Raw genomic sequence first — 16,871 nt, forward strand, 5'->3', positions numbered from 1 at the left:
TATGAAAATATACCTGTTCATCATCGCCCTGCTGGGCTGGTTTGCTTTAATTGCACAGTTCTATATCCTTATCAATAGTGAAGCGGCTCCTCTTCCCGAATTGGTGATCCGGTTCTTTAGTTTTTTTACCATACTTACAAACCTGCTTGTGGCGGTATGTAGCTCGGTGCTTTTAGCGCGGCCGGTTAAGCCAGCTACGGTCACTGCACTTACTGTTTATATCCTGATAGTCGGTCTGGTCTATAATGTTGTCCTTCGTTTTCTCTGGCAGCCACAGGGATTACAGTGGGTGGTTGATGAGTTATTGCATACGATAGTGCCGGTATTGTTTTTTATTTACTGGTTTATGTTTGTTGCTAAAAACAAACTGGCCTGGAATTCCTTTTGGCCCTGGTTGATCTTTCCTTTGGTCTATATCCTGTATACATTTATCCGCGGAAGTTTTTCGGGATTTTACCCTTATCCGTTCCTGGATGTACCTGCTATCGGTTTTAATGCTGCATTGATCAATGCCGTGGGTGTGGCGGTTTTGTTTATTGCGATAAGCTTATTGCTGATCGGGATTAGCAGGAAGAGAGGGGTCTGATCAATTAGCTTTTCAGCAGGATTATAGCATTAAAACAGCATGGGCTTATCAGTGCCCTTATAATGCAGCACCTTATCAATGAATTGATACGCCTCCAATCTCACTGCCGGCGGAAAATCATGCGCTGCATCCGGGTACCTTACCTGGAGGTTCTTTTCTGCTTTATGCTGTTTATAGGCTTTGGTGATCGTTACCATTCCCTTCTCCACTCCTTTCACGTCAAAGTTAGTATCCCCAACAGGTGAATTGTTGAAGAAGGGTCTTGGGGCCAGGAAAGAAATAACTTCGTCAAAATCCCAGGGTACCTTTTCAAGATGGTATTTATCCTTTATTAAAGGCATGTAACGTGTCTGCGCCCAGGGGCCTAATCTTCCGCCAAATTTTTTAGATGCTGCTTCGCCGATGTTATAATAGTCCATCAACGTCCAGCTGCAACTGGCTACGATCACTTTGATGCGGGGATCAAATGCTGCTACAAAAATGGCGTTGTGGCCTCCCAGTGAATGGCCTATTACACCAATGCGTTCAGGGTCTACTTCTTTCCTGGATTGCAGCAGATCAATGCAGCGGATATGATCGAAGATAGCTTTCATGGTACCCGATGCATACCTGTCCTTTTCAAAATCATAGTCCTTCATATCCCCGAAGCTGGGATAATCCGGGGCTATCACTACATAACCTCTCTGCGCTAATTCTTTGGCATAGGCCCTGTTAGGTTTTTTGTTTTCACCGCTGATGGATTTCCTGCCTAAAGGATCTGTACCATGCAAGGCCAGCATGGCAGGGAGTTTGCCTTTTTTATGAGGGATATAGAGTAATGCCGGCAGGATCTCGTTTTCTGCTACCGTGAAGCGGATATCGTAACGGGTATGATCTTCTTCTACAAGACTATCTATGATTGTAACGTTCATATCCGGCAGATGGGTACGGTTTGGCAAAGGGCCCATGACCAGTTCCATTTTCTGCAGCACTTGTGCTTTAGTGATGCCGGAGAGCAGTAAAAATGCAATAAGGAGCTTTCTCATATACGCTAATATATGAAAATTGTGTACGTTACCGTAATTTCTTATTTGGAGGGATCTTTCTTCCTGTAATCAATTTCCTGCTTAATATGCCTTACTGACCAAAGCCAGATCAGCAAAAGAACGACGATCACAATGGCTACTGTTTTTGGAAGTGCATGTAAGGTATGCTCCACCCCTCCGCCCTGAAAAACACCTACGGTGAACCAATAGCCTATGAGGATCAGGCTTGTTATTAAAGCATACTTTATTCCGGTCTTTATATAATTGTGCGGACTATTTAGTATTTCCTCTCCTGCCATCCTCCCAAAAAGAAAAGCCGCCGTTAAGATCAGGATATAGAACAATAACACAAAGATGTTCAATTGAGAAGCCAGGTAGAAAATAAATCCGTTTGCGAAATCACCACGGGTTTCTATTAACAACAAAAAGAGTTGCCATGCTAAAATAAAAGCCAGGCTTCTTCTGAAGGTTTTCCTGCCACCAATCTGTTTTGCGATAGCTGTGTTCATAGGATTACCAAGATAATGATCCCCTGCATTTTTTACCTGTTATCCATAAATTTCACCGGTTTGCGGCTGCCTTCGGGGAACTGCATTTTGAGGATGTCCTGCATGGTGGCGTATCTTACCTGTGGGATCACCCGGAGTTTGGCCTGCAGGTAGGACTTAATCTTCCTGTCAATCTCCTCAGATTCCTCAGAAGGGCTGAGATGGAGTAAGATCTCGTCTGTACCTATCTCGTTGGAGAATACTTCCACGATAAATTCCTTCACATCTTCCATTTCGCTCAGGAGGTCGTACAGTGCAGGCGGGTATAAGGTAGTGCCTTTGTATTTGATCATTTGTTTGCGGCGGCCGATAACAGGAGATAATCTTACTGTCTGCCGGCCACACTTGCAGGGCTCTTCATAATACTGGCAGATATCTCCTGTTTTGTATCGCAGCAGGGGCATGGCTTCCACGCCTAATGTAGTGATTGTTACTTCACCGGGGGTACCTGGAGGTACTGGTTGATCGTTTTCATCTAATAATTCAACGATCAGTAATTCCGGATGATGATGGCCTCCCTGCCCTGCTTTGCATTCCGTAAAAGCGGTTTGCATTTCTGTGGAAGCATAGGTGGAAAAGAGCCGGATGTTCCATTTATCCGTGATCTTTTTACCCAATACATTATAGGAAAAGTCAACGTTGCGAATGTTCTCTCCGATGCATACTGCTTTCTTAACAGAGGAAGCATTGATATCAATACCATGTTCTTCTGCGAATGCGATCAGTTTTAAGATGAAAGAGGGCACCGCTACGATGGTGGTAGGTTCTATGCGGGCAATATTCTCCCATTGCAGGGAAGGTACACCGGGGCCTACACGTAATACGCCTGCTCCTAATTTCCGGATACCGGAATAATAGGCCATACCAGCCATGAATTGCCTGTCCAGCGTAAGCATCAGCTGGTAGATATCTTCATCTGTACCACCGGCACAGCTGAAAGAAATGTATTCATTATAGGTAAGTCTTGCCAGGTCTTTTTCCGTGAGAGCAATGATCACCGGTTTGCCCAGTGTGCCGGAGGTAGTAGTATATTCTGCGATCTTCCCTTTATCCACGCATAAGAAATCCCAGTTACGCTGCTGCAGGTCTTCCTTGCTCACGGTGGGAATATTACGCAGGTCTGCAATACTGCGCACCTTATCCGTATTCACGTTATGCTTAGCAAACCATTCTTTATAAAAGGGAGAGAACTGCCGCAGGTATCCCAGCAGGTGTTGCAGCTCCTTTTCCTGGAATTGCCGGATCGAAGCGGCAGATTGCAATTCTATGTCTGGTATGTACATAAATATCTTATTACAGGATCACCACGGTGGCCATGGCAACTGACTTTACATGTGATAAGGAAACGAAGATCTGTTGAATATTCAATCCGGCCAACTGGCTGGCCGCATTCCCGATCAGGTAGAGGTCTGGTTTGCCGGCTTCATTATTCCTGATCTCTATTTCATTAAAATGAATACCGCTTCCGCTCCAGCCTGTTCCCAGCGCTTTCAGGAAAGCTTCCTTTGCGGCAAAGCGGGCGGCATAACTTTCGTACTTATGGGCCTGTTTTTCGCAATAAGCTATTTCCAGCGGTGAAAACACCAGCTCCCGGAATCCCTGCCCCTTTTCCATTTTAGCGGCTATCCGGTCTACTTCGATGATATCTGTTCCTATTCCCCGCATAATTTAATACGCTGCAAAATATGATCTTTCTCGGCTTTTGTGGCTATTTCACGTGTTAATGCCTCACGATAGTATTTTTCTGCCTGTTTGTAATCCTTCTTCTTAAACAGGTAATCTCCGGCTATCACGTAGGTATGATAATACTTAGGATTATCTTTTACCAGGCGTTCCACATCTATGGGCTGCTTGTCCATAAAGGCGGCTTTCAATCTTCTGAAGTCTACAAACCGCTTGTAATCTTCCGTGAGCAGGAAAGTATCTGCAGGAATGGTCAGGGCACTGTCGCAGATCTCCTGATCGGCTTTCAGGCCTTTCATGGCCAGTACCTTCTTCAGGTCGTAGGCCACAAATTCACCTAATTGCCAGGGTGCGGTAGATACCCATACTTTCAGCTGTTTCGGTTCAAATACAATGGAGTGATGCGCGATCAGCTGGTTCACTGCTTTTTCATTCCCCATACCTATATCTGTATCCTTTACTCCTTTCTGATCTCTTAAAATAGCCACTGTTTTAGCTACGCTGTTCTTACCGTTGCGTTGCAGCAATTCCTGCAAACGCTGATACCTGTAGGGAGATGCACTTTCTGCGAGTTGTTGCTGATTGGGATCGGAAGCGCCCAGTGTTTTACTCTGGAAGTGGTTAGCACAGGAGATCTCGTTGCCTTTGGGATCATAGAGTGATAACTCCGTAGGTGTTTTTTCTATGATAGCAGCACGGTTATCATTAGCTGAGCCGATCAGGAAAGATTCCGATACGAACATCTTTCTTTTATGTGCAATAGCGTAAGCTTCGTCTATGTTCTTTGCGTATTGTAATATTTCCCTGGCCACCAGCGATACCGGCGTGGCGGAACCAGATGGGATGCTGGATTTGGCAGCATTGATGGTAACGGTCAGCCCCTGTTCATTCATACCGGATACCACACCTGTGAATCCTCCCCAGGTGATCATCATAAAACCATATCCTTTATCCGGTCTGTAGAATGCTACGATCTTATCTTCTGCGAACTTATCTCCCACATAAAAATCAAAGTTGCGGCCGATGATCAGGCTACTGTCCTCCGAACGGTCGTTCCAGGTACCGAAGGAGGTGCAACCCACCAGGGCCATGCTTTGCAGGGCATGCCCGATATCATGTGCGGCATGATAGTTCATGATGCGCTGATAGCTGGAGCCGATGAATTTATATTTTTCAGAAGCGGCGAAGGATACGCCGTAGATCTCTTCTTTATATTCTTCCGGTACATTTTTATCCATGTTCCGGTTGAACCAGCCGATCAGGTATTTGAGGAAGTGCTGGTATGTTTTAGAGGGGATCATTTTACCGATCTGTTCTGTAAAATGATCTTCCTGGCGCTGTACCAGCTCTGCTGCGAGTTTACCATATACAACACCCCGCTCAAAGGGTTTACCTTCCACATACATTTCATACAAGCCACTGCGGCTCTTGCGGAACCAGCTATTGTTTAAAGTAAAAGCGGTGGAATCCAGCTGTGTACGCTTCCATTCCAAACTGCTTTTATCTGCTACCTCCGGCGGGAACATCCTGGCCACGCTGTAGAGATAGATGAACAGCCCGATTATCAGTAACACGAAAAAGCCTACAATGAATAGCAAGCCTTTCCAGGTCCTTCTCCATATTTTTCTTCCTCTGGTCATATTTAAGCCGTCCTGATCTCGTGTAATAATTTCTCCATATCCAATAATTCCGAACAGGTTACCACGGAACTCATGCTCACCCCCAGGATACCATGCATATTCAGGTTCTGCCCGGTGAGGAACAGGTTGGATAATTTTGTTCGTGCAGATATGAAGGTACGCAATGGATCATTGCAATCCTTCAATACACCGTACATGGAACCATCGTGTGTGCCAATGTAATCGCGGAAAGAAAGTGGTGTGGCCACGTAATAAGATTGTATACATTGGCGCAGTACGGGGAAACGTTCTTCCACCAGGTCCAGCAGCTTTTCTGCTCTTTCTGTTTTGTAGGCTTCATAATCCTGCCCGCGGTCACTTTCTTTCGATACGGTGTTGAAGGTATCTTTCCATTGCTCCACATCTTTGATATTGAGGTAAGCCATGATAGAAAGCCCGTTTGCAAAACGATCGTCTTTCGGATTCGGGGAAACGAACATGGCATAACCCGCAGGCCATGATTCATGTGTATACTCCAGACCTCCCCACACATTGTCTATTCCATAATAGTAATAGTTGTAGTTCATATGGGGGAACATGCCGGGTTTGAGTACGGCATTCACCATGAGCGTGGAAGTACCGTTCTCCAGGTTCTGAATGCGGCTGCGGTAAGCCTGGCGGATCACATCGCTTTCCAGCATATCCAAAGTATTGGAAGGATGTGCATTGGAAATATAGTTCTTCCCGGTATAACGTTTGCCTTCTGCTGTTTCCACATACTGCACTTCACGGCCTTCAGCCACGATCTTTTTTACATCCTGGTGTTTCAGCAATATGCCGCCGTGATCTGTGATCACCCGTGCTAACCATTTCCCGATCTGGGAGCCGCCGTTCACACATTTCCAGGAGCTTTCGATATAACTGTTCAGTACCAGTGCATGCACATACATGGGCGTTTTATCTTCCACGCCTGCATATAACGGATTGTTACCTGCCAGTACTGCTGTGAATCTTTTATTGGAGCTGAGGCTGTTGATATATTCTGCGGCATTCACGCTCAATACGGATTCTTTTTCATCAAACCCTCCCATCCTTAAGTTGTACAAGGGAAACTTGGTACAGATATGCTGCAGGGTATTGCAATACTCCCGCAGGGCCTTTTCTTCATCCGGGAAGTCTTTTAACAATCCCTGTATGAATGGTTCATATCCCTGTGCCATTTTATATTCTTTCGGATCACCGGCAAACGCAATACGGTCAAAGCAGTCTGCATCCAGTTTTTTCAGGTGCAGCTTATCCATGATGCCCAGGTACTTGAAGATCTGGTATAGGTTCTGGCCGGGTTCAAGCCCTCCTACATAGTGAACGCCGGAATCGAAAATAGTTTTATCCCTGCTGAATGTTTGCAGGCAGCCACCTATCTGTTTATTCTTTTCCAGCACGCACACTTTGTAGCCATTCTTGCTAAGGATCGCTCCGCAAACCAAGCCGCCCAGGCCACTACCAATGATCACTACATCATAATTATGCATAATGCTCCCTTAATGAATGTTTGATGATAAAAATAACGTTCGATGTATATTTCGTGTTGTCGATCTGCTCCATCGTTGCGCCGCTCCGTTGTACAATGTCGCGGATGGTGGAAGAGGAGAAGAAAGACAATGGCTGATTGCCTGTTTTATTGAATCCCAGCAAACGGGTGCTGAACAGCTCCGTGAGCTTTGTGCCTTCGTGGCGTTTGCCCAGGTCTGCATCTCCATCCCGCACAATGATCACGCCTCCGGGGTTCAGCTTACTGATACATTGCTGTAACAGCTCTTCCTGATCCGCAGGTTGCAGGTAATGCAGTACGTCCAGGATCACAAAGGCATCCTGGTTCTGCAGTTTATACTTTGTGATATCCGCGGCTTCAAACTGTACCTTCTCGTTGCGGATGTAACAATGCTGCGCGGTGGCTATTTTATCTTCATCATAATCTACGCCCAGGACCTGGCGGCCAGGTGCGCGGAAATGAAGCATGTAACTCATAAAACCATATCCGCAACCAATGTCCATGATCTTTCCTTCTTTTGGCAGCAGGTCGTGGAAAAGCGCGTAATTGTTCTCCAGTTTGGTTTTGATGCGCATGTACCATTCCAGCACAGGGCCTTTATAGATATAGTTGTAAACCAGTTGTTCCCTGTAATAATCCGGCCCTTCTATTTCGTTCCTCATCTGCTCGTACTCCTGTTTGAAGTACTTGCTCACAAGTTTGGTACGTGTACTGTAATTATCTCCCCAGCGTTTATCATCCGGTTTGATACGTGGCAGGTACTTCATGGTGAGGATACCATTCTTCAGCAGGAAGTCTCCCTTAGACATGGTGTAGGCAGTTCCATGGATCACAGCAGGCAGGATATCCAGCCCCAGTTCCTCAGCTAAGTAGAAAGCGCCTTTATGGAACCTTTTGATACTGGTATCGGTAGAGCGGGTACCTTCAGGATACACCACAATGGAATAACCATTGTTCACCCTGTCCCGCAATTTATCAATGCTGGCTTCCGCTCCTTCTGCCACAGGATAGTAATCCGCCATCCTCACCACGTAGCCAAATAAGGGAGAGTTGTATACCCATTGGTTAGTGAGCAGGATCACATTCGGATGCATGGAGGTGGACATCAGGATATCCAGGAAAGACTGGTGATTACTGATGATCACCGCCGGTTTCTTAAAGTCTTCTCCATGTTTATTGATCGTTCTCTTCCTGATATTGCCCATGATGTGCAACAGGCTCCAGGTAAAGGTGGATAAGATCCTGTGGTAGATCTTCTTGCCTTTTTCAATGTTGATAAAATTAATCCTGGTAAGGATCACCCCGATCGGCGTCAGCAATAAAGCACCTACGGTATAATAAGCAAACGCAAACATGGAAAGGCTCCATCCTTTCAGTGTCCATGGCGGGCGCTGGCCTTTCTTTACCCTGTTGGTGATGAGCCAGTTAAAGAGGAAAGGGATCAATACCTGCGAGGTGATCACCACGCAGCTGATACCGATCACGGCGATCAGCGCAATGGAACGCAGGGAAGGATGTTTCGCAAAAATGAGTACCCCTAAACCTAATATGGTGGTGACTGCAGAAAAGATAATGGAGGACTTAAAGGAAGGAAGGTGTTTACTGCCGGTCTTATATTCCTGCTGTAAACCATCCATGGTGAATATGCTGTAATCATCTCCCAGGCCGAATATGAAAGTGGAAAGGATGATGTTCACGATATTGAAAGGGATACCAAACAGCCCCATGATACCAAGGATCCATACCCAGCTGATCAGCATGGGGATGAAAGTGATCAGGGCCAGCTCAATACGGCCGTAGGAAAGCAGCAAGGCGGCAAATACCAGCAGGGAGGTCATCCAGGCAATGGTGTTAAACTCCTCCTTAATGATCTCCGCCAAACGGTTAGCGGTATATTGTTTATCAAAGATCACGGTATGTTCCCGGCCATCGAGTGCGGCGTATACTTCTTTCTTCCTTTCATGTTCCACCTTCAGTAAACTGATCACGGAAGCATTGTTCTTTTTGATGGTCACAAAATCACTGATCAGATCAGCCTGCAACAATGCTGATCGTTCCGGTGCAATGGCCTCATATTTTTGGTGGATAAGCTGCCGGAAAGGATCAAATGCGGTGGGTTTGAATTTATACTGTGCCCCTTCTTTGTGCAGCAATGCAAGTAGCTGTTGCTGTTTCTCCGGTGTCCAGTATGCTTCCCAGCGGGCGATGCGTTTTGCCTGTTCTGCCTGGGAGAATAATAAACTGCCGGGGGAGAGTGCTTTTTTTACAGCACCTTTATCGATGAGGGTTTGCAGCGCAGGCGCTATAGCTTCTCTGCTCATCAATGCATCATTCAACGTTTTCCCTTCTGATACAAGGTATACGGATTGCGCGGCATAGGCGTACAATTTATTCAGCTTTGCCTCTGATTGCTGCAAACGTTCCGTCATGAAGTTCATGCGCATCATGTCGCTTTCAAAGGTTACGCTGCGGGCTGTGAAGAAGAATACAATGGTCAGTGCCACGATGCCCCATACCAGGTATTTATTGCGTTCAGGGCGGTAGTTGGATAGTTTGTCTATCCAGTTATGATGTACTGTTGCTGTATCCGGTTGTTTACCCAACACAATAAAATGTGGCAGGAAGATCAGGGAGAACAATGCAGCACCTACCAGGCAGAAAGCAGCAAAGAACCCTATATCCTGTAACATGGGAGATTTCACAAATTGCAGGCAAAGGAAACCGCCTACGGTAGTGAAACTACCTACTGTCATAGGCATGGCGAGGTCTTTGATCACCAGCCTGATATCCGGCAGATGCCGGTAATGATTGAAAACATGCAGGGAGTAATTCACGGCAATGCCCAATACCACACAACCTGCTCCTAATGCGATCACAGAAATGGACCCTTTAAGCAGGTATACCATGGCTACTGAGAACAGGGCACCAAATACTACAGGCAGCATCACCAATAAAGGCGCTCTCTTTTTCCTGAAGAAAAAGGCGATCAGGATAATGAGGAGTATTACTGTTACTCCCTGGGTGAAATAAGTATCCTGGCGCAGCTGATCTGCATTCCCCACAGATACTGCGGTGGCGCCGAAATAACTTACTTCTGTGTTTTTCTGCGGGAGGTTGTTAATTAGTTTATCTAAACCTGCGAGGAACACTTTGTTCTTCCCGGTTTCATTAGGAGGATGTGCCGGTGTAATAAAGAGGATGAGGTTACGATGATCTTTACTCATCACATAACCATCATACAATTCAAACTGATCATCTACCTGCAGGCGTTCCAGTTTTTTCACACCTAGCCAGGAAATGCCCACAGGATCTGCCTGGATCATTTGTTTGAAGACCAGGCCGGCCGGGGAGATCAGGGTATTGTAATTGGACTGCATGGTTTGCTGCAAACGCTCCGGCGTTATCAGCGAATCGATGGTCTTATAATCTTTCTCTTCCAGAAAAACAGGGAGATGCTGTTGTACTGTTTGCAGGAAACCCATCATCATGGCATCATCTGTTTGCGCATGGATGGTTTTGATGTCCTTGCGCAAAGGCTCCAGTCCATTGGTGAATGCCTGTGCGGTGGCAACAAGGCTATCCGCATCTCCGGGCAGCGTGGTATCTTTCTGCGACACCATGATCACCAGTTTGTCTGCAAACTTGGAATTCATTAAGAACTGCTGCAGCTGGTCGATCTTTTTATCCTGCGGGAGGATGCGGGTGATATCTTCTTCCAGTTTAATACGGGAGGCGAGTAAACCTGAAATGAGGAATGTACAGAACATAAAAAGCCATAACAGCCATTTACGCCTGTCGAAGAAATTGTAGATCGATATAAAAATGCTTCCCATTTCTGCTTTAAATTACTGCAGGCCGCTTTTTTCTACGGAATGCGGCCAATAAACCATATGTGACAGCCCATGCAAGTATCCCGGCCACCACAGCCAGCGTAATACTGCCGGTAATATATTGATAGAGGTTCAGGTAGATGTCTTCCAGGTTAAGGCCCTTTTTAAAGAGCACCCAGGTAGCATCTTCCTTTACCCAAAAACGGCCCATTAAAAAGCTCAGGTAAACGATCACGGGAATGCAGGGCGGAATGCTGATATTAGCCGCCACGATCACCAATGCCCTGTTTAAACGGAACAGCGTAGCCAGCGCCAATGCCGCCAGCATCTGGAAGCCCCAGATGGGTATAATGCCCATGAACACACCAAAACCAATAGATAAGGCTTTCCGGCTGGTGCTTTCTTCTTTATTGAATAAATGTTCCCGCAGCATTTTTCTAAAGTTACCCTTTGTGAAAATGAACTTCAGGAAATTGCGCGGGTGGATATAAGCCAGTGCAATGGTTACAAGCACTGTGTTGAGTACACCGATGCGGGAAAAATCTTTGAATGGCCTGAAGTGGGATACCCTTTCCTCCGCAGGCGGGTAATATACTTTCACGGGGGCCGGTAACACTTTGATCCCTTTCCAGGAAGCGCGTACCATTACCTCTATTTCAAACTCATATTTGTTGCAGAAAAAACGCATGCCCTTCAAGGCATACAAAGGATACAGGCGGTAACCGGATTGGGTGTCCGGTAGCTTCAAGCCTGTTTCCACATAGAACCAGAAGTTGGAGAACTTATTGGCAAAGGTATTTTTACCCGGCATATTCTCCTGCTGCAGGTTCCTGGCACCGATAATAATTGCCCTGGGTTCTTCTTCTACCTTTTGCAGGAATACGGGAAGATCGTCCGGGAAGTGCTGGCCATCCGCATCAATGGTAATGGCATAATCATACCCCTGCTCTATGGCAAATTTAAAACCAGTGCGCAGGGCAATACCCTTTCCCCTGTTAGGAGTATAGGATACAACAGCCACCTGTGGATACAGTTCCAGGATCTGTGCCGTCTGATCTGTTGATCCGTCATTTACCACTATCACGTGGCTGGTATAGCTGAGCACATCCGCAATCACTTTGCCCAGCGTACCGGCATTGTTATACGTAGGGATCATCACACAGATCTTTCTGGCGATGAATTGCTGGTCGTATGTAGGAGTCTGTGCCATTTTATTTAAAGAGTCCCTGGAATTTCAGGAAAACCGTTGCTTCATGTTTTATTACGGCAGTTGCCTTTACCCCTTCTTCCACGGTGGAATACGTGATGTCCACATTCACCTGCGGCTGCTGCAGGGGATCGATCATATTCAGGAACTTCATGTTTGCTGCTTTCTGGACCAGCAGTTTCTTTCCCACTACGCCGGAAACGAGCTCCTGGACGATCTGCATCATGCACACACCGGGTACAACGGGCTGATCAGGAAAATGACCTTCGAAAATAGGATGGGCCGCATTCAGCGCAATAGTGGTGTTCACAGATTGTGCATCCGGTTGCTGTTGCGTAACGATCGTATAGAATTTTCCTGCTAACATTATTTTTCCACGCGTTGTGATGAAATATTGAATTTTACTTTTTTATGCTGTACAAAGATCGAATCCGGTACACCATTGGTATAATGCGTTAAGAACACCTCCACTACCGGTTTGCGGCGGGAGCCATTTTCCACGCGTACCAGCGCTGAACAATCTTTGCTGGTGATATAATAGATCTTTCCTTTTTTAAGTCTGAAGGCAGTGTACCTTTCGCTTCCGTTCGTAAACACTTCTGCCGTTGCAGGGTCCTGCCGCATCAACACCATTTCAAAATCCTTCCGCAATGTTTTCACCACCGCTTTCTTATCCATCTTGGGCAGCATATAATGTTTGGTGAAAGTGCCATCCTTCCCGAACTCGAAATCGAAGAACTTCAGCCCCATTTCACTGGCAAATACCACGCGCATACTGCTATCCTCCATTGGTTTGAATAACAGCAGGCCGCTCAGGTGATGCTGTAAGATATCCACCTGCGTGCTGTACAGTACCGTTTGATTGATCTTCGGCTGAAAGCGTTTGATGCAGGCAGCACCTCCTTCTGTACGTTCCAGGGAACGATAGGCGGAACTGCAGCTGCAAAAGAACAACAGCGCTATGAAGCTATTTAAGTGCAAAGATCTCATCGGATATGGGTACGTTCAATTCACGTTGGGTGAAACTAATATTGGTATCGTCTCCGGAACGTTCGTGCATGGTGATCTTCACCACCGCCAGGTCTTTTTTCTCCACCAGCAGGTCTATGGAATTGAAGAAGTCCTTCAGTCCCTTAGCTACCGGCGTCATTTGCACCTGGTAGTACTGGGCGTTTTCCAGCACTTTGGTGCTGAAATCCTTGTTGTTCAGTACATTGCCCTGCACACAGTCCGCCGTTACTTTACTGATCTGTTCAAAGAGCTTGCTGCCGCTGGTGGATATATTCCTGTCTGACTTCGCGTCCTTGATGCGGAAAGACTTTCCATTGATCACCATCAGGTAATAACTGGGCGCGGAGTATTCCATCCTTACTTTATTCTCTTTCTTGAACCAGAACTTGCCTTTGCTCACAATCTTTTCAGAGAGCATGCTCAGGTTCTTTTCCTGCACAAAGTCACTCTTGATGGTATTAGTGCTTTGAGCGGTTTTCATGAACTGCTGTTTGAACAGCTCTAAGTTCGCAACCGGCTTAAAACCTGTTTGTGCACTGGCGCTCAGCGCAACAAAACAACAACATAACAAGATCCAACTACGCATAAGCGGGTACATTTAATAGTTCATCAATCCGTTTAAAAGCAAATCCTTTTTCTTTCAGTTGTTTTATTAATGCCGGCAGCATCTTTACTGTAACGGCACAGGTATCGTGAAAGAGGAAGATATCTCCGGGCTGCACATCCCTGGTCACTTTTGCCAGTAATCTATCTGCATCTTTTATCACCGTGTCCATAGAGCGGATGCTCCAGCCTACGGGTGTGTAAGTTCCCCTGGCCACAGCTTTTCCCAACATGGGATTGGTTACCCCATACGGAGGCCTGAATAACAAAGGTCTTAATCCCGTAGCGGCTATAATAGCCTGGTCTGCACTTTCCAGGTCCTTACTCATCTTTTTCGATGAATACAGATCAAATAATGCATGATGGGAATAAGAATGATTCCCGATCAGGTGACCTTCCGCATGTATCTGCTTTATGATAGCAGGCGCTTTTTCCACGCGGTGACCAATGCAAAAAAAAGCAGCCGGCACTTTGTGCTGCTGCAGTATATCCAGTATCTGCGGAGTATAATTCTCCATAGGGCCATCATCGAAAGATAAGGCCACTACCTTTTCCTTCGTTTCTGCCTTGCATACTACATCGAAATAAAAATCAGAATTCACCTTTGCCGCCCCCCAGATCATGACACCTATACATATTGCCAATACAAGGGCAAAAGGCCATTTTTGCATAACATAAGGCGGCGTGATCAGTGCTATAAGTGCTAACCAGGCTATTGCCGATATGATGTTATACTTTAACATGCGCTCACCAGTATTAAGGAGTGATGAGTGGTATTATGATGATTCCAGATCAGGATCCTTTTTACTTTCTCCGGCGCAGCTCCTTTCACCATAATTGCCTGCGGCACTTGCTGCTTCTTTAATATCCCCGTTGCCATCCACAGTGCAAAAGCAGCGGCGGTGGGAAATTCGCCAAAGAGGTGTTTGAATTTTGCTACAGGTTGCGTAGCAAAAAGGTCTGCTTCTATGGCTTCGTAGTAACTATCATCCCCTCCATTCCTGCCGGTGATCAGCAGATCAATATCGGAAGGCTGCAGGCCATTCCTGAACAGGAATTTTTCTATGTGCGATCCCGTTTCTTCTTTGGAGGCAGGTTTGTACAGCATTTCCACCGCTGTTAATTCCGCCTGTGAGGCTGCGTTCTTCTCTGCACTTAAAACAAAAAATGCGGCGCCTTCTCCGGCGGTTACCCCATTTTTATATAAGCCAACCCTTGAAAGGATGGCATGACTGTAATCTGTGATCTCTTCTACGGCACCTGCCAGCACTTTGCGGGAGGTATCTTCCTGCAGAAAGAGCAGGCTGTCCTGCAGGGCATTCTCTAAGGAAAAAGCGCCGTGTACAAAAGTATTATTGTAAGCGTGGCAGCCCAGCAGCAAAGCTATCTGGCCCCCAACGGTATTATGCGTACTTTGAATAAATGCGGTTGGGGTAAGCATATCTTCCTGCTGTGTAACCAGCTTGTTGAGGAATACACCTGTATCCGCGAGGCAGCCATAAGCGGTACCCATGATAATAGCATCCGGCATTTTCAGGTCCGCATCCTGCAAGGAGATATGCGAAGCAGCTACGCCCATCTTGATCACACGGCCCATGCGGCGGATCTGTTTGATATCGATCCATTGCTTATAATCCGGGTCTGCCACAGGCAAACGGTCTCCTTCATATTCCCGGATGGTTTCCGGAAATACGCTGCTATCCTGAGCGGATACACAACCGGTGCCCTGTATATATGCTTTCATTTGTTCGCTACTTTGAAAAAACAAGGCTGGAACAATTCCCGCCAAATCCGAATGAATTAGACATCACATGTGTGATTGCATTCCCCCGGGAGAAAGTGGTAGCCGGTTTAAACGGCAGTTCTTTCATCTGCGTGGTGAACTGTGCATTCGGATAAATGATACCTTCTTTTATGGCTAATGCCGCAAACACCGCTTCAATTCCACCGCTTGCACCGAGTGTATGCCCTGTAAAGCTCTTGGTAGAGCTTACAGGTGGAAATGCCGGCGCAAACAATCTTTCTATGGCCAGTCCTTCCGAACTATCATTATTCTGTGTACCGGTGCCATGCAGGTTGATGTAATCAATATCCGCAGGTTCCAGTGCAGCCATTTGCAGTGCTCCCTGCATGGCTTTATAATTCCCTATCCCTTCCGGCGATGAGGCTGTTTGGTGATAGGCGTCGTTGGCGTTGGCAAAACCACTGAGCTTACACCAGGGTTTCACTTTCTCCGCAACGGCATCAGATACTAATACCACATATCCTGCGCCCTCACCGAGGTTCAGGCCGGTACGTGTATCATCGAATGGCCGGCATTTCTGCTGATCCAGGATCATGAGGGTATTGAAACCGTTGAGCGTAAAACGCGTGAGGGCATCCGTACCTCCTGCTATCACTACATCCAGCATGCCACTGCGTATCATGCGTGCGCCATACATCAATGCATTGGCGCCGGAAGAACAGGCCGTGCTGATAGTGGATACATGGTGGCGGATACCTAAGGCATCTGCTACCAGTTCTGTTATACTACCACATTCATGATGTACTACTTCTTTCAAACGGCCTTTGCTTTGGTCCGTGAGGAACGCTTCCATGAAGTGTTCCGTTTTGTCCATCCCTCCTACGGTATTTGCTGACACCAGTCCGCTGCGGTATTGTTTCAGCTCACCGATGCCTGCAGACCTTATCGCTTCTTTTGCTGCGATCATGCTCAACAGTGCTGTTCTGCTCCAATGTGCAGGCATGCCGGCACGTTCAGCTAAGGTTGCATTGCTTGCCTTCACTTCCACTACAGGGAAGGTTTGGGCATGCACAGAATGCAGGTATTGCATGGTAGCCATTCCCGGTTGCATTTTCTCAAATGCATCCAGGCAGGCACCGAGGTTTTCCCCAATGCCGCAGATCACGCCGCCACCTGCTATCCACACACCTTTACTCATGCAGTTTTAGCTTTTTCAGCGGTGATGTATTCTGCCATGGTACGCACGGAATAAAAGATATTCGGACCATCTTCGGGATTTGCGATTCGGATACCATGGTGTTGTTGTAATAACACGATCAGTTCCAAAGCATCAATCGAATCCAGTCCCAATCCTTCTCTGAACAAAGGCTGGTCATTCCCGATATCTTCCGGTTTTACTTCCTGCAAATTCAATTGCTGAATGATCTGGGCTTTCAGATCTGCCATCAACTTTTCCATATAAA

Annotated in this window: 16 protein-coding genes; 1 reads left to right on the top strand and 15 read right to left on the bottom strand. The window is 46.6% G+C overall.

Features of this window, described 5'->3' with window-relative positions; all coding sequences use genetic code 11:
- The first annotated feature begins 1 nt into the window (after position 1).
- Positions 2-586, top strand: coding sequence for a Pr6Pr family membrane protein (locus BUR42_RS14065; RefSeq protein WP_074239834.1), 585 nt, complete (start codon positions 2-4; stop codon positions 584-586).
- A gap of 29 nt (positions 587-615) precedes the next feature.
- Here BUR42_RS14065 and BUR42_RS14070 read toward each other — a convergent pair whose 3' ends face one another.
- The 15 genes from BUR42_RS14070 to BUR42_RS14140 are packed head-to-tail and all read right to left on the bottom strand — an operon-like array spanning position 616 to position 16,866.
- Positions 616-1,611 carry an alpha/beta hydrolase family protein gene (locus BUR42_RS14070; protein WP_074239835.1) on the bottom strand — a complete coding sequence of 332 codons (996 nt, stop codon included), beginning with the start codon at positions 1,609-1,611 and terminating at the stop codon, positions 616-618.
- A gap of 41 nt (positions 1,612-1,652) precedes the next feature.
- Positions 1,653-2,120 (bottom strand): hypothetical protein, encoded by a 468-nt coding sequence (locus BUR42_RS14075; RefSeq protein ID WP_074239836.1) that lies wholly within the window; start codon positions 2,118-2,120, stop codon positions 1,653-1,655.
- 32 nt (positions 2,121-2,152) lie between these two features.
- Positions 2,153-3,442 carry a flexirubin biosynthesis putative acyl-CoA ligase FlxY gene (locus BUR42_RS14080; RefSeq protein WP_074239837.1) on the bottom strand — a complete coding sequence of 430 codons (1,290 nt, stop codon included), beginning with the start codon at positions 3,440-3,442 and terminating at the stop codon, positions 2,153-2,155.
- Positions 3,443-3,452: 10 nt separating this feature from the next.
- Positions 3,453-3,824, bottom strand: coding sequence for a holo-ACP synthase (acpS, locus tag BUR42_RS14085; protein WP_234979676.1), 372 nt, complete (start codon positions 3,822-3,824; stop codon positions 3,453-3,455).
- Entirely contained in the window at positions 3,812-5,482 is a 1,671-nt protein-coding gene (locus BUR42_RS14090; protein WP_074239839.1) for a C45 family peptidase, read from the bottom strand. Before BUR42_RS14090 ends, acpS begins: the two co-directional genes overlap by 13 nt.
- A gap of 2 nt (positions 5,483-5,484) precedes the next feature.
- Positions 5,485-6,993, bottom strand: a complete 1,509-nt coding sequence (locus BUR42_RS14095) for a phytoene desaturase family protein (RefSeq protein ID WP_074239840.1) — start codon at positions 6,991-6,993, stop codon at positions 5,485-5,487.
- Complete coding sequence (locus BUR42_RS14100; protein ID WP_074239841.1) at positions 6,986-10,846, bottom strand: trifunctional MMPL family transporter/lysophospholipid acyltransferase/class I SAM-dependent methyltransferase; 3,861 nt, start codon at positions 10,844-10,846, stop codon at positions 6,986-6,988. Before BUR42_RS14100 ends, BUR42_RS14095 begins: the two co-directional genes overlap by 8 nt.
- 7 nt (positions 10,847-10,853) lie before the next feature.
- Positions 10,854-12,053: a DUF2062 domain-containing protein gene (locus BUR42_RS14105; RefSeq protein WP_074239842.1), complete on the bottom strand. Its 1,200-nt coding sequence runs from the start codon at positions 12,051-12,053 to the stop codon at positions 10,854-10,856.
- Between the two features lies 1 nt (position 12,054).
- Complete coding sequence (locus tag BUR42_RS14110; protein ID WP_074239843.1) at positions 12,055-12,417, bottom strand: ApeI family dehydratase; 363 nt, start codon at positions 12,415-12,417, stop codon at positions 12,055-12,057.
- The gene (locus BUR42_RS14115) at positions 12,417-13,040 is read right to left on the bottom strand and encodes a flexirubin biosynthesis protein LolB2 (RefSeq protein ID WP_074239844.1); all 624 of its coding nucleotides are present in this window, start codon (positions 13,038-13,040) and stop codon (positions 12,417-12,419) included. The genes BUR42_RS14110 and BUR42_RS14115 overlap by 1 nt, the downstream gene beginning before the upstream one ends.
- Complete coding sequence (locus BUR42_RS14120) at positions 13,018-13,647, bottom strand: flexirubin biosynthesis/transport protein LolA2 (RefSeq protein ID WP_074240604.1); 630 nt, start codon at positions 13,645-13,647, stop codon at positions 13,018-13,020. The genes BUR42_RS14115 and BUR42_RS14120 overlap by 23 nt, the downstream gene beginning before the upstream one ends.
- The gene (locus BUR42_RS14125; protein ID WP_084185565.1) at positions 13,640-14,407 is read right to left on the bottom strand and encodes a polysaccharide deacetylase family protein; all 768 of its coding nucleotides are present in this window, start codon (positions 14,405-14,407) and stop codon (positions 13,640-13,642) included. The genes BUR42_RS14120 and BUR42_RS14125 overlap by 8 nt, the downstream gene beginning before the upstream one ends.
- Positions 14,401-15,408 (bottom strand): beta-ketoacyl synthase chain length factor, encoded by a 1,008-nt coding sequence (locus tag BUR42_RS14130; RefSeq protein ID WP_074239845.1) that lies wholly within the window; start codon positions 15,406-15,408, stop codon positions 14,401-14,403. Before BUR42_RS14130 ends, BUR42_RS14125 begins: the two co-directional genes overlap by 7 nt.
- Positions 15,409-15,415: 7 nt before the next feature.
- Positions 15,416-16,606, bottom strand: a complete 1,191-nt coding sequence (locus BUR42_RS14135) for a beta-ketoacyl-[acyl-carrier-protein] synthase family protein (protein WP_074239846.1) — start codon at positions 16,604-16,606, stop codon at positions 15,416-15,418.
- A complete protein-coding gene (locus tag BUR42_RS14140) occupies positions 16,603-16,866 on the bottom strand; it encodes a phosphopantetheine-binding protein (RefSeq protein WP_074239847.1) in 264 nt (87 codons plus the stop codon). Before BUR42_RS14140 ends, BUR42_RS14135 begins: the two co-directional genes overlap by 4 nt.
- Positions 16,867-16,871 lie beyond the last annotated feature (5 nt).

Origin of the sequence: Chitinophaga niabensis (assembly GCF_900129465.1) — a bacterium.
In the GTDB taxonomy this organism is placed as follows: Bacteria; Bacteroidota; Bacteroidia; order Chitinophagales; family Chitinophagaceae; genus Chitinophaga; species Chitinophaga niabensis.

Coding starts and splice junctions, on each gene's coding strand:
- BUR42_RS14135 (WP_074239846.1), bottom strand. CDS start 16,606: ATGAGTAAAGGTGTGTGGATAGCAGGTGGCGGCGTGATCTGCGGCATT.
- BUR42_RS14130 (WP_074239845.1), bottom strand. CDS start 15,408: ATGAAAGCATATATACAGGGCACCGGTTGTGTATCCGCTCAGGATAGC.
- BUR42_RS14105 (WP_074239842.1), bottom strand. CDS start 12,053: ATGGCACAGACTCCTACATACGACCAGCAATTCATCGCCAGAAAGATC.
- BUR42_RS14100 (WP_074239841.1), bottom strand. CDS start 10,846: ATGGGAAGCATTTTTATATCGATCTACAATTTCTTCGACAGGCGTAAA.
- BUR42_RS14065 (WP_074239834.1), top strand. CDS start 2: ATGAAAATATACCTGTTCATCATCGCCCTGCTGGGCTGGTTTGCTTTA.
- BUR42_RS14080 (WP_074239837.1), bottom strand. CDS start 3,442: ATGTACATACCAGACATAGAATTGCAATCTGCCGCTTCGATCCGGCAA.
- BUR42_RS14115 (WP_074239844.1), bottom strand. CDS start 13,040: ATGAGATCTTTGCACTTAAATAGCTTCATAGCGCTGTTGTTCTTTTGC.
- acpS (WP_234979676.1), bottom strand. CDS start 3,824: ATGCGGGGAATAGGAACAGATATCATCGAAGTAGACCGGATAGCCGCT.
- BUR42_RS14125 (WP_084185565.1), bottom strand. CDS start 14,407: ATGTTAAAGTATAACATCATATCGGCAATAGCCTGGTTAGCACTTATA.
- BUR42_RS14075 (WP_074239836.1), bottom strand. CDS start 2,120: ATGAACACAGCTATCGCAAAACAGATTGGTGGCAGGAAAACCTTCAGA.
- BUR42_RS14140 (WP_074239847.1), bottom strand. CDS start 16,866: ATGGAAAAGTTGATGGCAGATCTGAAAGCCCAGATCATTCAGCAATTG.
- BUR42_RS14110 (WP_074239843.1), bottom strand. CDS start 12,417: ATGTTAGCAGGAAAATTCTATACGATCGTTACGCAACAGCAACCGGAT.
- BUR42_RS14090 (WP_074239839.1), bottom strand. CDS start 5,482: ATGACCAGAGGAAGAAAAATATGGAGAAGGACCTGGAAAGGCTTGCTA.
- BUR42_RS14095 (WP_074239840.1), bottom strand. CDS start 6,993: ATGCATAATTATGATGTAGTGATCATTGGTAGTGGCCTGGGCGGCTTG.
- BUR42_RS14070 (WP_074239835.1), bottom strand. CDS start 1,611: ATGAGAAAGCTCCTTATTGCATTTTTACTGCTCTCCGGCATCACTAAA.
- BUR42_RS14120 (WP_074240604.1), bottom strand. CDS start 13,647: ATGCGTAGTTGGATCTTGTTATGTTGTTGTTTTGTTGCGCTGAGCGCC.